Genomic DNA, 20,293 nt, shown 5'->3' with positions numbered 1-20,293 from the left:
TCATTTTAGTGAGGGCGAGGAGCGTAGGCAAATACATCCGAGAACATTCTCTCACTACTGATGTTTTTTCGCTCGAACACATCAACACAGGCGTAAACCATCCCCGGTGAGCCTGATAGGAAGATATCACAATCGCTGGGCGTCAACTGAGCCCTTGCAAGTTCGCTCTCAAGGGCACTTTCCAGCACTAGGTCAACGCGTCCTTGATGGTGTGATATGCGTTCACCAACCGCCAGCGGCTCGGTAAGCGGAAACTCTGTTACGGCTTGAAAAGCAACATTGGCATACTGTTGTGCCCATTCGCAGGCCAAGTCTTCGGCATACAGATCGCGGTGCTCGCGGTTTGCCCACCATAGCGAAATAGGCCTAGCGGGCTGCTGCCGTAACGCTGCTTCTACAATGGCTTTCATCTGTGCAAAACCGGTGCCTGCCGCGATCAGCAGTAGCGGGCGCTCGCTTTCGGCGTCCAGCACACAGTCACCACTGGGTAATCGTACGGTCAACTGGTTGGCCACCTGCAACAACTCTCTCAGACGAGCTGAGTTGTCCCGTTCAGGCCAGTGTTGAATATGCAATTCGATAATGCCATCGCCACGTTCAGCGCTGGCAATTGAAAACGGCACCCAGGTGTTATCGTCTAGTTTCAGCTCTAAATACTGACCAGGCGCATGCTGCATGGCTTCTGGCCGCCCTTCCAGAGTCACCCCAAAGACGTCGGGATTTAAATCCTCAACGGCGGTTACCTGGCAGGTTAACGTCTTGCAAGTTGACGTGCTTGCGCTCATGAAAGCCTCTTTATGAAGAATCGTCCGACCTGCGCCACTGGGTTAGCCGTGGCGAGGTGTGGGTAACGGGATATCAATGCCCAGCTCGTCCCAACGCTCGTCAACGCGGGTCTTTATCGAATCGTCCATCACGATGGGTATCCCCCACTCTCGATCCGTTTCTCCTGGCCATTTATTGGTGGCGTCGAGCCCCATTTTAGACCCCAACCCGGACACCGGAGACGCAAAGTCGAGGTAATCAATGGGAGTATTTTCCACCATCACGGTATCCCGTGCTGGGTCCATACGCGTGGTAATTGCCCACATCACGTCTTCCCAGTTACGCGCGTCGACGTCGTCATCCAGTACAATGACAAACTTGGTGTACATAAACTGACGCAGAAAGCTCCAAACCCCCATCATGACGCGCTTGGCGTGACCTGGGTACTGCTTCTTCATGGTCACGACGGCCATCCGATAGGAGCACCCTTCCGGCGGCAGGTAGAAGTCAACAATCTCCGGGAACTGCTTACACAGGATCGGGACAAATACCTCGTTAAGCGCGACGCCTAGAATAGCTGGCTCATCGGGGGGGCGGCCGGTATACGTGGAGTGGTATATCGCGTCCCGCCGCATCGTCATCCGCGTGACGGTAAAAACGGGGAAGTGATCGACTTCGTTGTAATAACCGGTGTGATCGCCAAATGGCCCTTCCGCTGCCATATCGTCGGGATAAATAAACCCTTCAAGCATGATTTCTGCAGATGCAGGCACTTCCAGATCAGCATGGCCGCACCTAACAAGCTCTGTGCGTGAACCGCGAAGAAGCCCAGCGAATGCATACTCGGAGAGAGAGTCGGGTACCGGTGTGACGGCGCCTAAAATCGTTGCAGGGTCTGCCCCCAGCGCCACCGCCACAGGAAATGGCTCACCGGGATGCGCTTTTTGAAACTCAAGGAAATCCAGCGCACCGCCTCGATGGGAGAGCCAACGCATAATCAGGCGGTTTTTAGCAATTTTCTGTTGGCGGTAAATACCGAGGTTTTGACGCTTTTTATGCGGGCCTTTGGTAATCACTAATGGCCAAGTCACTAGCGGCGCCGCATCGCCAGGCCAGCAGTGCTGGATCGGCAAACGATCTAAGTCAACCTCATCGCCTTCAAACGATAGCTCTTGTACCGGGGCCCGCTTAACGATTTTTGGCCCCATACTTAGCACTTGCTTGAAAATCGGCAGCTTGTCCCAGGCGTCTTTTAGCCCTTTGGGCGGATCGGGCTCTTTTAGAAACGCCAGTAGTTTACCCACTTCGCGCAGCGCCTCTACCGAATCCTGCCCCATGCCCAGCGCAACCCGTTTAGGCGTACCAAAAAGGTTGCCCAGCAGCGGCATGTCATGACCCTTCACATTCTCGAACAACAGCGCGGGGCCGCCAGCACGCAATGTTCGGTCGCAAATTTCGGTAATTTCCAGATAAGGATCAACTTCTGCTTTAATTCGCTTAAGTTCACCCTGCGCTTCAAGTGCCGCAATAAAATCGCGCAAGTCGTGGTACTTCAAGGCACTCTCCTCAAGGCACTTCTCCGGCTGTCAGACGTTTATCGCTAGTGCTTGGCCGTAATGCAGCGCCTAGCGGCGCTTCATTGCTTCAAAGAACTCCAGATTCGTCTTGGTATCCTTCAGACGATCAATCAGGAACTCTGTAGCAGCCGTGTCTTCCATCGGGTTGAGCAGCTTGCGAAGAATCCACATGCGCTGCATTTCATCTTCAGACGCCAATAGGTCTTCACGCCGAGTACCGCTGCGACGGATATTGATCGCGGGGAACACGCGTTTCTCAGCCAGCTTGCGGTCAAGGTGCGCTTCCATGTTGCCGGTGCCCTTGAACTCTTCGAAAATAACTTCGTCCATTTTCGAACCAGTATCGACCAGCGCAGTGGCAATAATCGTCAGGCTACCGCCCTCTTCGATATTACGCGCGGCACCGAAGAAACGTTTTGGCTTCTCAAGAGCGTGAGCGTCCACACCACCGGTTAGCACTTTGCCGGAGCTGGGCACTACGGTGTTGTAGGCACGTGCTAGACGAGTGATGGAGTCAAGCAGAATCACCACGTCCTTCTTGTGCTCTACTAGACGCTTGGCTTTTTCGATAACCATTTCTGCAACCTGCACGTGGCGGGCGGGTGGTTCATCGAAGGTAGAGGCAACCACTTCGCCACGCACGGTGCGTGACATTTCGGTCACTTCCTCAGGACGCTCATCGATCAGCAATACAATCAGATGGCACTCAGGATTGTTGCGCGTAATGGACGTCGCGATGTTCTGTAGCATCAGTGTCTTACCCGCTTTAGGCGGTGACACCAACAGACCGCGCTGACCTTTACCAATCGGCGCAGTCAGGTCAATGATGCGCGCGGTAAGATCTTCGGTAGAGCCATTACCAATCTCCATGCGCAGCCGGTCGTCTGGGAACAGCGGCGTTAAGTTCTCAAAGAGAATCTTATGCTTGGCATTTTCCGGACGATCAAAGTTGATCTGGCTAACTTTGAGCAGGGCAAAGTAGCGCTCACCTTCTTTAGGCGGGCGGATTTTGCCGGAAATGGAGTCGCCTTTACGCAGATTGAAACGACGGATCTGAGACGGCGATACGTAGATATCATCCGGTCCAGCGAGGTACGAGCTGTCAGCGCTACGCAGGAAGCCGAAGCCATCCTGAAGGATTTCCAGCACACCATCGCCATAAATATCCTCTCCACTTTTAGCATGCTTTTTGAGGATGGCGAAAATGATGTCCTGCTTGCGCGAACGGGCTAAGTTGTCGATACCCATCTCGCGGGCGATATCGAGCAGCTCGGGAACGGTTTTTTGCTTGAGTTCAGTGAGATTCATCGGTGTGTTAGAAAGTTGCTCATGAAAGCTGGGCGACAAGCGCCGGGAATAAGACAGGAGGCGTGGCCTAAATAGTAGGGCTAAGCGCCGAGTGATGCGTTCAGAACCCCATCTAGGCACACACTCAGATACTGAAAGCTGGGCAGTCTTGAAGCAAATGCCAATAAAGGAGTAGCGGCATCAATGACTGCTTAGCGTGAGGGTGCTAATAAACTAGTTAATCTGATCGGCACAGAAAATGCTGTTTCAGCGGGTTATCTGACGACTTGGACATCTGGCTGATGCCATTGGATACGTACTGCTCGGAATACCCGAGTAATACGCCTGTTTAATAGGCAAACAAGTTAACTCGGATCAAGCCAGTAGTTCGATGGTAGTCAAGGCCCGCGATAAACGCAAGTGTTTGACAATTGACAATACTAATAAGGCACCGCAACCTTGGCATAGCCACTAGGAAGGAACGCCCATGCCCAAGGAAATTTCACTCCCTCTCACCGCGCCGTCGGCTGAACTGGATCACACTGAACCGCAGCGCTTAGCCGCCATCGACCTGGGTTCTAACAGCTTCCACCTGCTGGTCGCTAACTATCAAAACGAGCGCCTTCAAGTCGTTGCCAGGATGGGTGAAAAGGTTCAGTTAGCCGCTGGGCTAGACGAGAACGGCTATTTAAACGAGGCAGCCATGCAGCGCGCGTTGGACTGTCTAGGCCGTTTTGCACCCTTTCTCAACGACATTGAGGATGCCAATCTGCGCATTGTCGGTACGAATGCGTTGCGCGATGCCTATAACAGCCAAGCGTTTATCGAGCGTGCCGAAGCGCAGCTTGGCCACGCCATCGAAATTATTGCTGGCCGCGAAGAGGCCCGGCTTATTTATTTAGGTGCCGCCCACGCGCTAGCCGAAACTGGTCGCCGCTTAATTGTTGATATCGGCGGCGGATCGACGGAATTTATCATTGGCGAAGCCTTCGAGCCCAAAGCACTTGAGAGCTTACGCATGGGCTGCGTCACCTTCAGCAGCCGCTTTTTTCCTGATGGCGAACTTAGTGAAAAGCGTATGCGTCGTGCTGAGCTGTCTGCCCTGTCAGAACTGGCCAACATTCAGCGTCCCTACCTACGCCTTGGCTGGGATGACCCGGTGGGCTCCAGCGGAACGATAAAGGCTGCCGCGAGCGTGTTATATGCTTACGGCGATTCGCCCCAAGAAGGTGTTATCACCCGTAGTGGATTGAAAAAGCTGCGTGAACGCCTACTAAAATGCAAACAGCTGGAGAAAGTTGAGCTAGATGGTCTAAAACCTGACCGAGCAAAAGTCTTTCCTGCAGGTATCGCCATTTTAAACGCTATTTTTGAAGCCTTTAACCTTTCCCAAATGCGTTTTGCAGACGGCGCCCTACGCGAAGGAGTGCTTTATGACATGGCGGGACGGAATAGCGCGGAAGATACCCGTTCTAAAAGCCTAGATGCATTGAAGCGGATTTATGATGTTGATTCTCGGCAGGCAGAGAATGTCGCCGACACTGCCCTTCGCCTATTCAATAAAGTAAAAAAATCCTGGGGATTAACAAAAGAGCAAGGCCATTATCTTGTCTGGGCAAGTCATGTACATGAAATTGGCTTGGCTATTTCTCATAGTCAATTCCATCGCCACGGCGCCTATTTGCTAGAACATTCCGACTTGGCTGGCTTTTCACGCCCTGAGCAGCGCCTACTGGCGTTTTTAGTGCGCGCCCATCGACGCAAGTTTCCAACTAAAGAGTGGCAGGCACTGCCTGCCTCACACCAGGAAGGTTGTGCCAAACTTGCTCGCCTGCTGCGCCTTGCCGTGCTTATTAATCACTCCCGGTCTGAAAATCCCCCGCCGCTACCAGAGATTAACGCAGAGGGTGAAGCACTGCTGATGACGCTACCACCTAGCGACGAACCGACGCTGTTAAGTACCGATATGGAGCAGGAACAGGCCTATATGACAGCGGCTGGGTTTACGTTTTCGGTGGTGTAGCTGTAGAGGCAAGAACAACGCCTTCAGCCTGCCACAATACGTTGGCAGGCGGTTGGATAACGCCCAAGCATGACTTACCTTCCATTACTACAATCAAACGCTCACGCTCCCAAGGCGGCACTCCCCGCTCTTGGAGTAAGCGTTTAACGTCGCGCCGTCCGCGCTCTTTTAATGCAACCACTTCACCACCACGTCGCCAACGCAAGGTTACGCGGCGCGGCGGCGCCAGCGATACTTCCAACCGGCCCAAAGGGGTTAGCTGCCCTGGCGCGCCCTCCCATTCGGCTTCCCACTTAGGCAGCGGCTTAAGCGGCCTCATGAGATAGAGATGGCGTTGCCAAATCCGCGCGTCTACTCCTGGCCATTCAACCTTCACCTGGGCGTCGTTCACTGCGCCTAACTGCGCTAGCAGGCTTTCGAGGCGTTTTTGAGGGGGTGTTGGGAGCGCTAGCTGCTTACAAAGCGTACGCACCAGCAGCCGCTGGCGAGGTAAGGAGCGTTGACTAAGCAGCGTAGCATCCATGCAGTACTCTCCGCGCATCAGCGTTGCCAGCTCTTCCGCGGCATAGGCCGCCAACAGCTGGTCTGCCTCACCGGCATGCCGGGCACTGTTGGCAAGGGCCCGTGCAGCGCCAGGCCAACGTAGCTGTAATGCTGGCATCACTTGATGGCGTAAGCGATTACGATCAAACGCGATGTCTCGGTTTGTCGGGTCTTCGCACCAACTGATTGATAATCCATGCGCGGCATCAGCCAACGTCTGTCGGCTGACACTCAACCAGGGCCGCAGCAGAGTGAGCCCCTGCCACTCGCGGCGAAAAGGCATGCCCGCCAAGCCACGCACACCACTGCCGCGCAACGCGGCCAGCAGTAGCGTCTCGGCTTGGTCATCTTGGTGCTGGGCTAGCCATAGCGTATCGCCAGCGGGAATATGCGCCATGAACGCCTGGTAACGCGCTCGCCGCGCCGCCCCCTCTACACCTTCGCCCTGAGCGTCCACAGCAACGTTTGCCGTCACTAGTGATACACCAAGCGTATCGCACAGCGTTTGACAATGCGCTTCAAAGGCGCTGGCTGCCGCCTGTAGACCATGGTTAATATGAATCGCCCGCAGCGGACGACGTGCATCCCGGCAAACCTGAGCGGACAGCGTCAGCAGCAGCGAAGAGTCTAGCCCACCGGAAAGCGCTATCCAAATAGTACGCCCCGGCGGGGTCTCCGCCAGGGCGTCATTCAGTAAACGTAACAGCGGCTTAGGCGGCTGGGGCGCCATAGCTCATTAACCGCTTATAGCGGCGCTCCAGTAACGCATCGCTATCAAAGCTTTGCAGACGCTCCAGACTATTAGCCAAAGCCTCTTTAACGCGCTCAGCCGTCGTTAGTGGATGGCGATGAGCACCACCTAGCGGCTCTTTAATCAGCTCATCAACAAAGCCAAGCTCTTTGAGGCGCTCAGCAGTAATACCCATGGCTTGAGCGGCGTCAGATGCTTTTTCAGCGCTCTTCCAAAGAATAGACGCACAGCCTTCCGGAGAAATAACCGAATAGGTGGAGTACTGCAGCATATGCAGCTCGTCGCACACACCAATCGCCAGCGCGCCACCAGAACCACCTTCCCCCACTACGGTGGAGATAATCGGTGTTTTCAGGCGTGACATCACCGCCAAATTATACGCAATGGCTTCCGACTGACCGCGCTCTTCTGCATCGATCCCTGGGTAAGCCCCAGGCGTATCGATAAACGTTAGGATGGGCATTTTAAAGCGTTCAGCCATTTCCATTAGGCGACAGGCTTTACGGTAGCCTTCTGGACGCGGCATGCCAAAGTTGCGACGTACTTTCTCTTTAACATCGCGTCCTTTTTGATGCCCAATAACCATCACCGGCTGATCATTCAGACGCGCGACGCCTCCGACAAGGGCTGCATCATCGGCAAAGTTGCGGTCGCCGTGAAGCTCATCAAAGTCAGTAAAAATATGCTCAAGATAATCCAGCGTATAAGGGCGCTGCGGATGGCGAGATATCTGGGAAACCTGCCAGGGCGTTAAATCCTTGAAGATCGATTCGGTTAACTTACGGCTTTTCTCTTCCAGCCGAGATATCTCATCGGAGAGATTAACCTGGCTATCGGAGCTGACCAAACGCAGCTCCTCAATTTTTGCCTGAAGCTCGGCAATGGGCTGTTCAAAATCGAGATAGTTAGGATTCATCGGCTCTGCCTGTAAGCTGCCTATAAAAAAAGAAGCCTTGTCGAAACGGGCATGTATGAGGGGCATTATCGCACCCTGAACCTGCCACGCAAGGCAGTACCCTTTCAATTAGCGTGCCGCACCGCCATTTAGCACTCAATTTGACGGTAGCACGCGCACGTTTGTAGCGTTTGTTAGCGGTAACGTAGCTGAACGCCAACCTGCCCCTGCACATCACGAAGGGCCAACAGCAGGTCGTCGCTGGGAGCTACTTTCCATTCATCAGCCAGCGCCAGCCAGCCAACCGCTGCTGAGTGGCGATACTGTAGCCGTACCGGCAACCCGCCGGTATCGCGGTATGGCGCAAGACTCTCACGCAGGCTATCGACTAAACGCCCGTTGATCTGTTCAGCATCTAATGCTAATTCCACTGCTTCGCCATAGCGAATCCGCGCGGTCACCATCGGCGTAACGTCTTTACCCCGCAAGCGCAAACCGCCGGAGAAGTCATCGTTGGATACTTCACCTTCAACGATAATCACTTGGTCAGATTCGATTTGGCCTCGCAGTTGCTCAAATAGTTCGCCAAATAGAGAGGCCTCGATACGCCCGGTGCGATCATCCAGCGTGATAAACGCCATGGTATCGCCACGTTTGGACTTCATGGTGCGCATGGCTACCACTAAGCCAGCCACCCGCTGCGGCTCACGAGAGGCCTTCAAATCACTAATGCGAGTAGAGACAAAGCGCTTTAGCTCACGCTCATATTCATCAATGGGATGGCCGGTCAGATAGAGACCCAGCGTATCTTTTTCACCAGAAAGACGCTCACGATCTGTCCATTCACGGGCGCTCTGATACTCAGCATAAGGATCCGTTTCTTCCTCTTCCGCTGTAAACGCATCGCCAAACATATCCAGCATACCCAGATTTTGGTTGGCATGGTTTTGAGCAGCCGCTTTCAAGGCGTCTTCCATCGCGGCGGAAAGCACCGCCCGGTTAGGGCCAAGATTATCCAGTGCGCCAGAGCGAATCAGCGCTTCTAGCGTTCGCTTGTTCATCCGTTTTGGATCAAGGCGGCGACAAAAATCGAAAAGATCTTTAAATGGACCATCGGTGCTACGGGCTTCAACAATCGCACCAATCGGACCTTCACCCACACCACGAATGGCACCCAGGCCGTAAACCACGCGCCCTTCCGTATCAACGGTGAACTTGTAGCCACCGACATTAACATCCGGCGGTGTGACGGTAAGCTTGAGGTGGCGGCACTCCTCAATTAGCGGCACCACCTTGTCCAGGTTATCCATTTCCGTTGACATAACGGCGGCCATAAACGGGCCAGGATAGTGCGCTTTCAACCAGGCGGTTTGATAAGACACCAAGGCGTAAGCGGCAGAGTGCGATTTGTTAAAACCATAACCGGCGAATTTCTCAACAAGATCAAAGATATTGCCAGCAAGGTCTTTATCGATACCGTTGGCGGCACAGCCTTCCATAAAGCCTGAACGCTGCTTGGCCATCTCTTCGGGCTTTTTCTTACCCATGGCGCGGCGCAGCATGTCCGCCTGCCCCAAAGAATAGCCGGCCATTACCTGAGCAATCTGCATAACCTGCTCTTGGTACAAAATAATGCCGTATGTCGGGCTAAGTACCGGCTTTAACAGGTCATGCTGATAATCTGGGTGGGGATAAGAGACTTCGGCACGGCCGTGCTTACGATTGATAAAGTCATCAACCATGCCGGACTGCAGCGGGCCTGGGCGGAATAGCGCCACCAGGGCGATCATATCGTCGAGGGAGTCTGGCAGCAGGCGCTTAATCAGCTCCTTCATACCACGAGATTCCAACTGGAAAACGGCGGTGGTTTCCGCGCGTTTAAGCATCTCAAACGTTTTGCTGTCGTCCAGCGGGATAGCGTCGATGTTAAGTGGCGCTTGACCGTTTACCCCCCGCACTTTATCGACCATTTCCAGTGCCCAGTCGATAATCGTCAGCGTCCGCAAGCCCAAAAAGTCGAACTTTACTAGCCCAGCGTCTTCGATGTCGTTTTTATCGAACTGCACCACCAGGCCAGAGCCATCTTCATCGCACAGCAGCGGCGAGAAATCGGTCAGTTTGGTGGGCGCAATGACGACGCCCCCCGCGTGCTTACCGGTACCCCGGGTGGTGCCCTCTAGCTTGAGGGCCATTTCCCAGATCTCTTCGGCTTCGTCGTCATTGCCGATAAACTCTTTCAGTGCCGGTTCTTGCTCTATCGCTTTGGCAAGCGTCATACCCACTTCAAAGGGGATCAGCTTAGAAAGCTTATCGCCTAAGGAGTAAGGCCGCCCCTGAGCGCGCGCCACATCGCGCACCACCGCTTTTGCAGCCATGGTGCCAAAGGTGACAATCTGAGATACCGCATTGCGGCCATAGCGGTTAGCTACATACTCAATCACTTTGTCGCGTTTTTCCATGCAAAAATCGACGTCAAAGTCGGGCATGGAGACACGCTCAGGATTAAGAAAGCGTTCGAACAGCAGATCGTAGCCAATGGGGTCAAGATCGGTAATTTTTTGCGCGTAAGCCACTAATGAGCCCGCACCGGAACCACGCCCTGGGCCGACTGGCACGTTGTTATCCTTGGCCCACTGGATAAAGTCCATCACGATCAGGAAGTAACCAGGAAAGCCCATTTGGATAATAACGTTCAGCTCAAACTCAAGCCTGTCACGGTAACGTTGATCAATCTCGCGATATGCGTCGCTATCGCGGGGGTACTGTTCAACAGGGAACAGAAAATCTAACCGTTCAGTGAGGCCGTCATGGGAGACTTTGCGGAAAAACTCATCCTGAGTCATCCCTTCGGGAATTTCGAACTCAGGTAGGAAAATTTCGCCCAACCGTACATCAACGCTACACCGCTCGGCGATCATAACGCTGTTCTCAAGCGCCTCAGGAATATCAGCAAACAGTGCTGCCATCTCCTCAGGGCTTTTTAGGTACTGCTCTTCGGTGTAGCGTCTTTCACGGCGCGGGTCATCCAAGGCCTTGCCTTCGCCGATGGCAACGCGGGTTTCGTGTGCCCAAAAGTCCTCCCGCTCTAAAAAGCGCACGTCATTGGTCGCTACCACTGGGGTATTCGACTCAATCGCCAGCTTCACACTCGCGTGAACGCAATCTTCTTCAAGCGGCCGCCCGGTACGGATTAACTCCAAATAAAAACGGTCTGGAAAGGCGCGCTGCCACTCTTCCAACAGCTCCCGAGCTTCGCGTTCATGATCAGACAGCAAGTGACGACCTATCTCGCCTTCACGTCCGCCTGATAGCGCAATTAGTCCTTCGCTTTGCGCTAGCACCCACTGTTTGTCCAGAATGGCTCGCCCTTGGCGCTGGCCATCGGTCCACCCCTTAGAAATCAATTCGGTGAGATTGCGGTAACCAACATCGTTCATCGCCAGCAGCGTAATGCGATACGGATGGGCCTCATCATGGGGGTTGTACAGCCATAAGTCGCTACCGATGATGGGCTTGAGACCAGCGCCCTGCGCCGCTTTGTAGAACTTAACCAAACCAAACAAGTTAGCTTCATCGGTTAAGGCCAGAGCCGGCATCCCGCGCTCAGCGGTGGTACTGACCAGTGACTTGAGTTTTACCAAGCCATCAACCAGGGAGTATTCACTGTGCAAACGTAGATGAACAAACGGAACCGTCATGGGACTCTCAGCAACAAAGCTAGATAAATAGAAAATGCTTACAGCAGCGCTAACTGACGCTGAACCGGCGCAAAGCTCCGGCGGTGTTCGGCAAGCGGCCCGTGTGCAGACAATGCCGCTAAATGTTCTTTCGTTGGATAACCTTTATGGCGGGCAAAGCCATAATCAGGATAGCGCAGATCAAGCTCAGCCATCTGAGCATCTCTGGCCACCTTGGCCAAAATTGACGCAGCGGCGATCGCAGGATGGCGGGCATCACCTTTTACCACCGCTTGCCCAGGAAGCTCGTGGCCGGGCAACCGATTACCATCTACCAATAAATATTCAGCCGCGGGTATTAAAGCATCAATGGCACGCCGCATAGCAAGATGAGTGGCATGGTAGATATTTAGCTGATCAACCTCAGCAGCACTGGCCTCGGCCACAGCAAACGCTAGCGCACGTTCGCGAATCTGCACATCCAGCGCTTCGCGCTTCTTAGCGGTGAGCTTTTTTGAATCCGTCAGCCCCTCAATAGGGCGACTAGGATCAAGAATCACCGCCGATGCCACAACACTGCCAATCAGAGGCCCACGCCCAACTTCGTCAACGCCCGCTAAGAAGTCACCACGATAGTCGATCACTAAGGGGGGATAGTCAGTCGGCTTAACGGCCATGATGATTCCCTTCTTGGGAAGCTATTTCGTTGCTATCCAATGGCTGGCCCGCCACCATCGCGGAAATTGCTTGTGCCGCCCGTTGGCTGGCATTGCGCTGTAATGCACGATGCATATCGGCAAAGCGTGCCTCCAGGGCGTTACGTTCTTGGGCATTATTAAGCATTTCGCCGAGCCGATCAGCGATCGTTTCTGGTGAGGCAGCGTCCTGAATCAGCTCGGGCACAACGCCCTCTTGAGCAATCAAATTGGGTAGTGAAATCCACTCGGTTTTCACCAACCGCTTTGCCAGCCAGTGGGTCGTCGGTGCCATTTTATAAGCCACTAGCATTGACCGATGACATAGCATGGCTTCTAGCGCGGCGGTGCCCGAAGCCAGCAACACAGCATCGCTGGCTACCATCGCCTCGCGAGCCTGCCCTTCCAAGAGCATGACACGCTCGCTTAACGTGGGGTAGCTTGCCAGGAGCTGGGTGATTTCTTGATAACGCTGGTGGGTCGCTGCGGGAATGACCACATGTAGCGCTTCATTACGCTGACAGAGCAGCTCAGCAGCGCGTAAAAACGTATCACCAAGAAAGCGTATTTCATTACCCCGGGAACCAGGCAATATTGCCAGAACAGGGGCTTGAGCAGGCAATGCGAGTGTTTGGCGAGCCGCTTGGCGGTCATTCTCAAGCGGTAATTCATCCGCTAATGGATGACCAACAAAGGCGACCGGTACCTGGTGCTGATGGTAAAAGTCAGCCTCAAACGGCAGTAGCGTCAACATGCCATCAACCGCCTTGGCGATCTTTTTCACCCGCCCTTGCCGCCATGCCCATACCGAAGGGCTGACATAGTGAGCTGTCTTTAATCCGGCGGCACGCAGCTGTTTTTCAAGGCCGATATTAAAGTCAGGCGCGTCAATGCCAATCATAATATCCGGCTGCCAGGCGAGCGCTTCTTCACGCAGAGTGCGGCGCACGCGAATGAGCTCTGGCAAGTGCTTGATGACTTCAACAAGACCCATCACCGATAATGTTTCAAGGGGAAAGCGGCTCGTCAGACCATGCGCTTCCATGCGAGGCCCACCCAGCCCACGAAACTCAATGTTGGGGTGACGCAGCTTCAGCTCGTGCATCAATCCTGCCCCGAGGATATCGCCGGAGAGTTCACCTGCAACAATATAGACGCGCTGAAGTGTCATGATGACGGGAGAAGTAGTGGCATTTGAATCCATCGTTGATGTCAGCTAGACATCAATATCGTTAGCGGACGATACCGCGCGTTGACCGTTCAATAGAGTCGGCAAACGTGGTGACTTCGGGCAGATCGAATCGGCTGCGCATTTCGCTAACCGCCTGTTCGACAGTTAAGCCCTGGCGGTATACCAGCTTGTAGGCACTGCTTAATGCATTAATCGCGTCTCGACTAAAGCCACGGCGCTTCAAACCAACAAGATTAAGGCCTCGCGCTTCAGCAGGGTTGCCATTGATCATCACATAGGCGGGCGTGTCTTTGGTAATAATCGACCCGCCTCCGGCCATCGCATGTTCACCAAAGTGACAAAACTGGTGAACAGCCGCTAGGCCACCCAAAATGGCGTGATCGCCGAGAACCACATGACCTGCCAAAGTAACTTGGTTAGCTAGGATACAGTCGTTGCCAATCACACAGTCATGACCGACATGAACATACGCCATAAATAGGTTACGCGAGCCAATAGTGGTTTCGCCGCGATCCTGCACGGTACCACGATGGAGGGTAACGCCTTCACGGACAACGTTATCATCCCCCATTACCAACCGTGTTGGCTCGCCCGCGTATTTCTTGTCTTGGCAGTCTTCTCCTACCGAAGCAAACTGAAAAATTCGCGTACGTTCACCTAGAACGGTAGGCCCTTTAATAACCACGTGGGGGCCTATCACAGAGCCAGCGCCAATCGTGACGCCTGGCCCAATAACACTAAACGGGCCAACCTCAACGTCGTCAGCAAGCTGCGCTTTGGGATCAACCAGTGCAGTAGGGTGTATCAAGCGACCTTCCTCTCAGCACAAATAATTTCCGCCTCACAGGCTAATTCACCATTAACCGAGGCACGGCAGGCGAACTTCCAAATACCACGTTTCCCACGGATGACATTGGCTTCCAGGACTAACTGGTCTCCCGGCATAACAGGGCGTTTGAAGCGCACATTATCGCTTCCTACTAAATAGTACACATAGCCGTCAGCGGGCAGCTTATTGACTGTTTTAAACCCTAAAATACCGCACACCTGAGCCAGCGCCTCTAAGACTAAAACACCTGGCATAATGGGATGGTGCGGGAAATGGCCATTAAAAAACGGCTCATTAATACTGACATTTTTGTACGCAACGATGGATTCACCCACGGTTAATTGCGTTACTCGATCCACCAGCAAAAACGGGTAGCGATGAGGCAAGTATTCGCGAATTTCGTTAATATCCATAACCATCGTAACGACCTCTAAAATGACAAAAGGCCTGAATCATATCAGGCACGCGCCAGCAAAGTTGCTGGTTAAAAAACAGTGAATTATAACCTGCTGCTATGCAGCCTCAAGCTAGCTGTATCTATATTGCTGGCATAATTCTACTTACTGCGATGGCTTTTCTCTAAACGAGATAAACGCTTGGCTATTTCATCTAGCTGTTTAAATCGCACCGCATTCTTGCGCCATTGGGTATTACTCATGGCACCAGTACCCGAAGAGTAGACACCTGGCTCATGAATCGAATTGGTCACTAGACTCATCCCCGTTACCTGCACACCGTCACAAATAGTAAGGTGTCCGGACAGTCCAACGCCCCCTCCGAGCATGCAGTGTTTACCCACTGTCGTGGAGCCAGCAATGCCAACACATCCCGCTAGTGCACTGTGATCACCAATGATTACGTTATGCGCAATCTGTACCTGGCTATCGATTTTTACATCGTTGCCAATGACGGTGTCTCCCAACGCGCCACGGTCAATGCTTGAGCAGCTGCCGACTTCAACATCATCGCCTAGCACAACCCCGCCTAATTGAGCGATTTTGTGCCATCCTGCCCCGTCATGGGCAAAGCCGAAACCATCACCACCGATCACACAGCCGCTTTGCAAAATCACTCGCTTGCCCACAACAACACCGTGGCAAACAGTAACGTTGGCGTGTAGCCGAGTATCATCGCCAATCACACTATCGGCACCAATCACACTGCCAGCACCAACAACTACACGCTCACCTAACACAACGCCTGCCTCAATCACTGCATGTGCTTGAACAGAAACACCTTTGCCCAACATAGCGTCATCCGCTACAACAGCTGTAGGGTGAATACCTGTAACATCCCGAGCAGGTAACGGATCAAATAGCTGGGAAAGCTTTGCGTAACCTAAGTAAGGATTAGCCATCTCTAAGCGCGGAACAGGGCAATTCTTGCCATGCTCAGGATGAAGCAGCACCGCCGCTGCTTTTGTGGTTGCTAGATCTTTTAAATACGCACGATTAGCGAGAAATGCGACTTGATCAGGCGCTGCCTCTTTAAGCGTTGCAAGACCCCGAATCGGCTGTTCGGCGTCGCCTTCAAAATCGACGTCCAAGTGACGTGCAATATCCGCAAGGGTAAGGTGATGAGGAGCGTGCGTCATAGAAGCCCAGAGAAACATGGGTGCGGGCTAGCCCGCACCAACAGTCCTAAAATTAGTTTAGCGAATCAAAAATCTGTGTGACTTCATTAGTCACATTAGGCAGGTCAGTTGATGAGTGCAACACCCCTTGAGGTTCTACCAGAACATCAATGTTGTGGCGCTCTAGCACCTGCTCTACCGCTTGTTCCAGCTTGGGCTCAGCGCCTTCAAGAAACCGCTGCTCAGATGCTTGCTGCGCTTGGATCACTTCACGGCGCAGCTGCTCAAAGCGGCTACCCTTTTGCTGAAGTTCAGCAATGAGCGGATCTCGCTGAGACTGAGACATCGTCTCACCTTCACGCTGTAAACGCTCTTGTAGGCGTTGAAGCTCTTCGCCCAACGCTTGAGCCTCACGCTGCTGGTTACCGATTTGGCCTTCCAGTTGGCTCAACGATGACTGAGCCGACTGTGTATTCATCAACGCGGCGCGCCAATCAAGCACTGCCACTTCAGCGGCAACGGCGTAGGCGGGTAGCGTCATTGCACCAAGTAGGCACACAGCTGCTGTCAGTTTACGCATCGTGTTAACTCCTTTTTATTAGGTAGGTACCAACGTATCCCACCATGTTAGAACGTTTGGCCCAGCGAGAACTGGAAGAACTGAGTATCGTCACCGCTTTTATCGCTTAACGGCTCTGCCACGCTGAAGGTCAACGGGCCTACCGGCGTTAGCCACGAAAGGCCGATACCAACGCTGTAACGCAAGTCACCCAAGTCGACTCCAGAACTGCATTGCTGGCGCCCAACATCTGCTTCCTGCACATCATAGCAAGAACTCAAGAAGGTATTACCCGCGTCGAGGAAGAGCGACGGTTGAATCGCACGCTGATCTTCCACAAAGGGCATTGGGAAGAGCACTTCTGCCGACCCTTCTACCAATATATTGCCACCCAACGTACGGTCACGACCACCATCTCGAGTCGGCGTTGTACGCTGTCCCAGGGTGTTTGAAGTAAAACCACGTACTGAACCTAAGCCACCCGCATAGAAGTTCTCATAGAACGGATAAGGATCATTGCTACCCAGCGTGTCGGCATAGCCTAGATTACCGGTAAACTTCAACGCCCAGGTCTGGTCATCATTGATCGGGAATAGCTGCTGGGCACGAGCACGCAGCTTGTAGTACTCCGCATCACTACCAGGGACACCTGTTTCTAGCGATACACGCTGATAGTTACCCGCTGTTGGCATAATGCCACGGTTCAAGTTATTACGTGTCCAGCTCGCAGTCAGCTTCAGGCTTTGTGCATTATCGCCTTGATCTTCGACGTAACGAATAATTTCTGAGGCAGAGTCGTTGTAGGTTTTAACCGTGATTTCTTCAAGACTGGCGCCGAAGTTCAGACGGGAAAGCTCGCTGATGGGATAACCGAAGTTAATACCAGCGCCGTAAGCATCGGTGGAGAACGTCGAAATATCGGAGTCGCCGTAATCAGTTTCCCGATAAAAGAGATTATAACCGCGCGAAATACCATCCAGTGTCCAATAGGGATCCGTGAAAGCAAAGTTAACACTGGTAAACGTATCACTACGTTGTGCACCTACGTTGACGCGGTTCCCGGTGCCCAGGAAGTTATTTTGCGCCAGACCAACGCCGTAAATCACACCTGCGCTTTGTGAAAAGCCGACACTGGCAGAAACTGAGCCAGACGGCTGCTCTTCAACGTTATACGTTACGTCTAGTAAGTCAGGCTGTCCCGGGACCGGTTGCGTATCAACCTCTACTTGGCTAAAGAAGCCAAGACGCTCTAAGCGTTGACGCGACTGAGTAATCGACTCAGTCGAGGCAGGTGCACCTTCTAACTGGATCATTTCGCGACGCAATACTTCGTCTTGCGTTGTGGTATTGCCGAAAAACTCAATGCGACGTACATAAGTTCGCTGACCAGGGTTGACCGCGATCACTAAATCAACCGTTTCACCATCACCGGCCATTTCAGGGATACCTTGAACTTCAGCAAACGCAAAGCCTTCCGCACCAAGTCGCTGGCGAAGCGCTTCAGTAGACGCATTAAGATCGCCACGAGAGAACGTATCACCACGGCTAATGGTCAGTAGTTCGTTCGCTTCGTTTTCGCTGATTTGCAGATCACCTGCAAAACGAATGTCACCAACTTGGAACTGATTGCCTTCATCAATATTTAATGTGATGAAAATTTCTGACTTTTCGGGACCAATCGATACCTGCGTTGAGGTGACATCAAAATTAACGTAACCACGATCCAGGTAAAAAGAGCGTAGTCGCTCAATGTCACCTGCAAGCGCTTCACGAGAGTAATCATCCTTAGAGAACCAACCAAAAACACGCCCTGGCCGATCATTTAGCTCGAATACGTCGCGCAGCGTCTCGTCGTCGAATGCCTCATTACCAACAATATTGATCTGTCGGATTTTAGCGACTTCGCCTTCATTAACATTGATATTAACCTGGACGCGGCCCTCATCAATTTCATCAACTTCAACATCGATGCCTGCGCTGTAGCGTCCCTGAGCTTGATAAACCCCTTCAAGCTCACGTTGAATCTCTTCCAATGTGGAAAGCTGAAGCACCTGCCCTTCGGAAAGGCCTGATTCGCGTAGGCCATTGCGCAGATCCTCATCAGAAATCTGCTGATTCCCTTCGATGTTCAAGCGCGCGATGGTCGGCCGCTCAACCACCTGGATAACCAACACATCCCCCTCGCGCGCGAGGGAAACATCTTCAAACAAGCCTGTGGCAAACAAATCTCGCGCAGCAGCAGCAAGCTGCTGTTCGCTAACGCGATCATTGGCATTGACGGGAAACGCATTAAAGACCGAGGCGGCAGATACCCGCTGCAGTCCTTCCACACGAATGTCGGAAACATCAAAGGATTGTGCTTGGGCACTGCTGGTACCTACCAGCAACAATGCCGCCATTCCAAGGGTCTTGATTTTCATGCAGTCAGTTCGCTCGCGTTGGTCTGCCCATCATTCCAGATAGGCACCATATACATTTGTGCAGGCAGATGACAAGGCATCCAGCGCCCTACACGCGTCATTACCACAGGCGCATCAGATCAAAATAGAGAGCCATTAACATTAGGGTGCCTACCATGGCAAGCCCAATACGCAACCCTACTGCTTGCGTTTGCTCAGAGACCGGCCGCCCACGCACGACCTCTATAAAATAATAAAGTAAATGCCCACCATCGAGCACAGGTATTGGCAGTAGATTAAGCACGCCAAGGCTGATGGAAAGATACGCTAGAAAGCCTACGAACGCTTCCATCCCCGCACGAGCAGAGTCACCTGATATCTGCGCGATGGTAATCGGCCCCGAAAGGTTCGACGGTGAAATAAGCCCCACCAGCATCTTACGGATAGCATCTACCGTCAGTAGCGTCATCTCACCTGTACGTGATAACGCCTGACCTACCGCTGCTACAGGCCCGTAACGAATTTCACGTTGAAACTCTTCAGGCCATGTTACCTGCTGCGCTCCGGCACCAATGTACCCAACCTCACCGCCACTCTCCAGCGTATTACGACCAGGCGTTAAAGAGAGGCTGCCCTGCTCATCACCACGCTGGTAACTCACCACTAGGGTTTGGCCTGCACTCTCACGAATAACCGAGACAAACTGCATCCAATCATCAATTGGCTCGCCATCCAGTGACAAAATACGATCACCTGCTCGCAGGCCAGACTGTGAAGCCGCCTGGCCATCAATCACTTGGCCTAGCACCGCGGGTACGTTGGGGCGCCAAGGAGTAATACCCAAACTCTGCATTGGCTGGGGCGGGTCCTGGCGAACCATGTAGTCAACAACAGGAAGCTGATAAACCCGTGAGGCATTCGCCCCTTCAGGCTGCGCCTCAAGCATCAAGTCACCATTAAACCCGATCATAGAGACAAGCTTTAAGTTAATCTCTTCCCAGGAGCGCATAGCATCCCCCTGGATAGAGGTAATCTCTGCACCGTGAGAAAGCCCTGCCTCTGCCGCAGGAGAGTTAGGAGCAACATCGCCCACTACTGGGGCAACGGTTGTGGTGCCAGCAACAAACAGTGCCCAATAGGCCACAATCGCGAGTAAAAAATTTGCAATCGGGCCAGCAGCAACAATAGCGATACGCTGCCACACATTTTTACGATTAAATGCTTGATCTAATTGCTCTTCAGGTACAGGCGCTTCACGCTCGTCAAGCATTTTCACATAGCCGCCTAGCGGTATGGCCGCCACCGCAAACTCTGTGCCGTGACGATCAACGGTCGACCACAGCGGCTTACCAAAGCCAACCGAGAAGCGCAGCACCTTTACACCGCAGCGCCGCGCCACCCAAAAATGGCCAAACTCGTGAAAGGTTACCAACAACCCCAGTACCACGATCACCGCTAATATGTTCTGAATCAGGCCCACTCTTCGCTCCTTTACATAACTCGCTGATCAACGATGGCTGATGCCAAG

General features: G+C 53.1%; 15 protein-coding genes. 1 reads left to right on the top strand and 14 read right to left on the bottom strand.

Features of this window, described 5'->3' with window-relative positions:
- Positions 1–5: 5 nt before the first annotated feature.
- The 3 genes from ACN06F_RS02680 to rho all read right to left on the bottom strand — a co-directional run bounded on the left by ACN06F_RS02680 (position 6) and on the right by rho (position 3,650).
- On the bottom strand, positions 6–785 hold the full coding sequence (locus tag ACN06F_RS02680; RefSeq protein ID WP_433924604.1) for an NAD(P)H-flavin reductase: 780 nt from the start codon (positions 783–785) through the stop codon (positions 6–8).
- 42 nt (positions 786–827) lie between these two features.
- The gene (gene ubiD / locus ACN06F_RS02675) at positions 828–2,321 is read right to left on the bottom strand and encodes a 4-hydroxy-3-polyprenylbenzoate decarboxylase (RefSeq protein ID WP_253486580.1); all 1,494 of its coding nucleotides are present in this window, start codon (positions 2,319–2,321) and stop codon (positions 828–830) included.
- A gap of 69 nt (positions 2,322–2,390) precedes the next feature.
- Positions 2,391–3,650, bottom strand: coding sequence for a transcription termination factor Rho (gene rho / locus ACN06F_RS02670; protein WP_038481222.1), 1,260 nt, complete (start codon positions 3,648–3,650; stop codon positions 2,391–2,393).
- A gap of 466 nt (positions 3,651–4,116) precedes the next feature.
- On the opposite strand from rho, the gene ppx reads away from it, so the two are divergent.
- Positions 4,117–5,652 (top strand): exopolyphosphatase, encoded by a 1,536-nt coding sequence (gene ppx, locus ACN06F_RS02665; RefSeq protein WP_038481218.1) that lies wholly within the window; start codon positions 4,117–4,119, stop codon positions 5,650–5,652.
- On the opposite strand, the gene tilS is transcribed toward ppx, so the two are convergent.
- The 11 genes from tilS to rseP form a co-directional block, all read right to left on the bottom strand.
- Positions 5,633–6,925: a tRNA lysidine(34) synthetase TilS gene (gene tilS, locus ACN06F_RS02660; protein WP_433924603.1), complete on the bottom strand. Its 1,293-nt coding sequence runs from the start codon at positions 6,923–6,925 to the stop codon at positions 5,633–5,635. The two genes, ppx and tilS, sit on opposite strands and share 20 nt — an antisense overlap.
- A complete protein-coding gene (locus ACN06F_RS02655) occupies positions 6,906–7,862 on the bottom strand; it encodes an acetyl-CoA carboxylase carboxyltransferase subunit alpha (protein ID WP_038486504.1) in 957 nt (318 codons plus the stop codon). Before ACN06F_RS02655 ends, tilS begins: the two co-directional genes overlap by 20 nt.
- Before the next feature lie 173 nt (positions 7,863–8,035).
- On the bottom strand, positions 8,036–11,539 hold the full coding sequence (dnaE, locus tag ACN06F_RS02650; protein WP_198348659.1) for a DNA polymerase III subunit alpha: 3,504 nt from the start codon (positions 11,537–11,539) through the stop codon (positions 8,036–8,038).
- A 38-nt stretch (positions 11,540–11,577) separates the two neighbouring features.
- Positions 11,578–12,195: a ribonuclease HII gene (rnhB, locus tag ACN06F_RS02645; RefSeq protein ID WP_095602773.1), complete on the bottom strand. Its 618-nt coding sequence runs from the start codon at positions 12,193–12,195 to the stop codon at positions 11,578–11,580.
- A complete protein-coding gene (gene lpxB / locus ACN06F_RS02640; protein ID WP_198348705.1) occupies positions 12,185–13,384 on the bottom strand; it encodes a lipid-A-disaccharide synthase in 1,200 nt (399 codons plus the stop codon). Before lpxB ends, rnhB begins: the two co-directional genes overlap by 11 nt.
- A gap of 61 nt (positions 13,385–13,445) precedes the next feature.
- Positions 13,446–14,213, bottom strand: coding sequence for an acyl-ACP--UDP-N-acetylglucosamine O-acyltransferase (gene lpxA, locus ACN06F_RS02635; protein ID WP_198348660.1), 768 nt, complete (start codon positions 14,211–14,213; stop codon positions 13,446–13,448).
- The gene (gene fabZ / locus ACN06F_RS02630) at positions 14,210–14,653 is read right to left on the bottom strand and encodes a 3-hydroxyacyl-ACP dehydratase FabZ (RefSeq protein WP_038481200.1); all 444 of its coding nucleotides are present in this window, start codon (positions 14,651–14,653) and stop codon (positions 14,210–14,212) included. Before fabZ ends, lpxA begins: the two co-directional genes overlap by 4 nt.
- Before the next feature lie 137 nt (positions 14,654–14,790).
- Positions 14,791–15,828 (bottom strand): UDP-3-O-(3-hydroxymyristoyl)glucosamine N-acyltransferase, encoded by a 1,038-nt coding sequence (lpxD, locus tag ACN06F_RS02625; protein ID WP_038486502.1) that lies wholly within the window; start codon positions 15,826–15,828, stop codon positions 14,791–14,793.
- Positions 15,829–15,880: 52 nt separating this feature from the next.
- Positions 15,881–16,387, bottom strand: a complete 507-nt coding sequence (locus tag ACN06F_RS02620; protein ID WP_038481196.1) for an OmpH family outer membrane protein — start codon at positions 16,385–16,387, stop codon at positions 15,881–15,883.
- A gap of 47 nt (positions 16,388–16,434) precedes the next feature.
- On the bottom strand, positions 16,435–18,786 hold the full coding sequence (gene bamA / locus ACN06F_RS02615) for an outer membrane protein assembly factor BamA (RefSeq protein ID WP_370687195.1): 2,352 nt from the start codon (positions 18,784–18,786) through the stop codon (positions 16,435–16,437).
- Between the two features lie 100 nt (positions 18,787–18,886).
- Positions 18,887–20,245, bottom strand: a complete 1,359-nt coding sequence (gene rseP, locus ACN06F_RS02610; protein WP_038481192.1) for an RIP metalloprotease RseP — start codon at positions 20,243–20,245, stop codon at positions 18,887–18,889.
- Positions 20,246–20,293: the final 48 nt, after the last annotated feature.

The organism is Vreelandella sp. 21 (assembly GCF_050995515.1).
GTDB classification, from domain to species: Bacteria; Pseudomonadota; Gammaproteobacteria; order Pseudomonadales; family Halomonadaceae; genus Vreelandella; species Vreelandella alkaliphila.
Note: the sequence above shows the minus strand (reverse complement) of the source record. Positions and strands in the feature narration are given on the sequence as shown.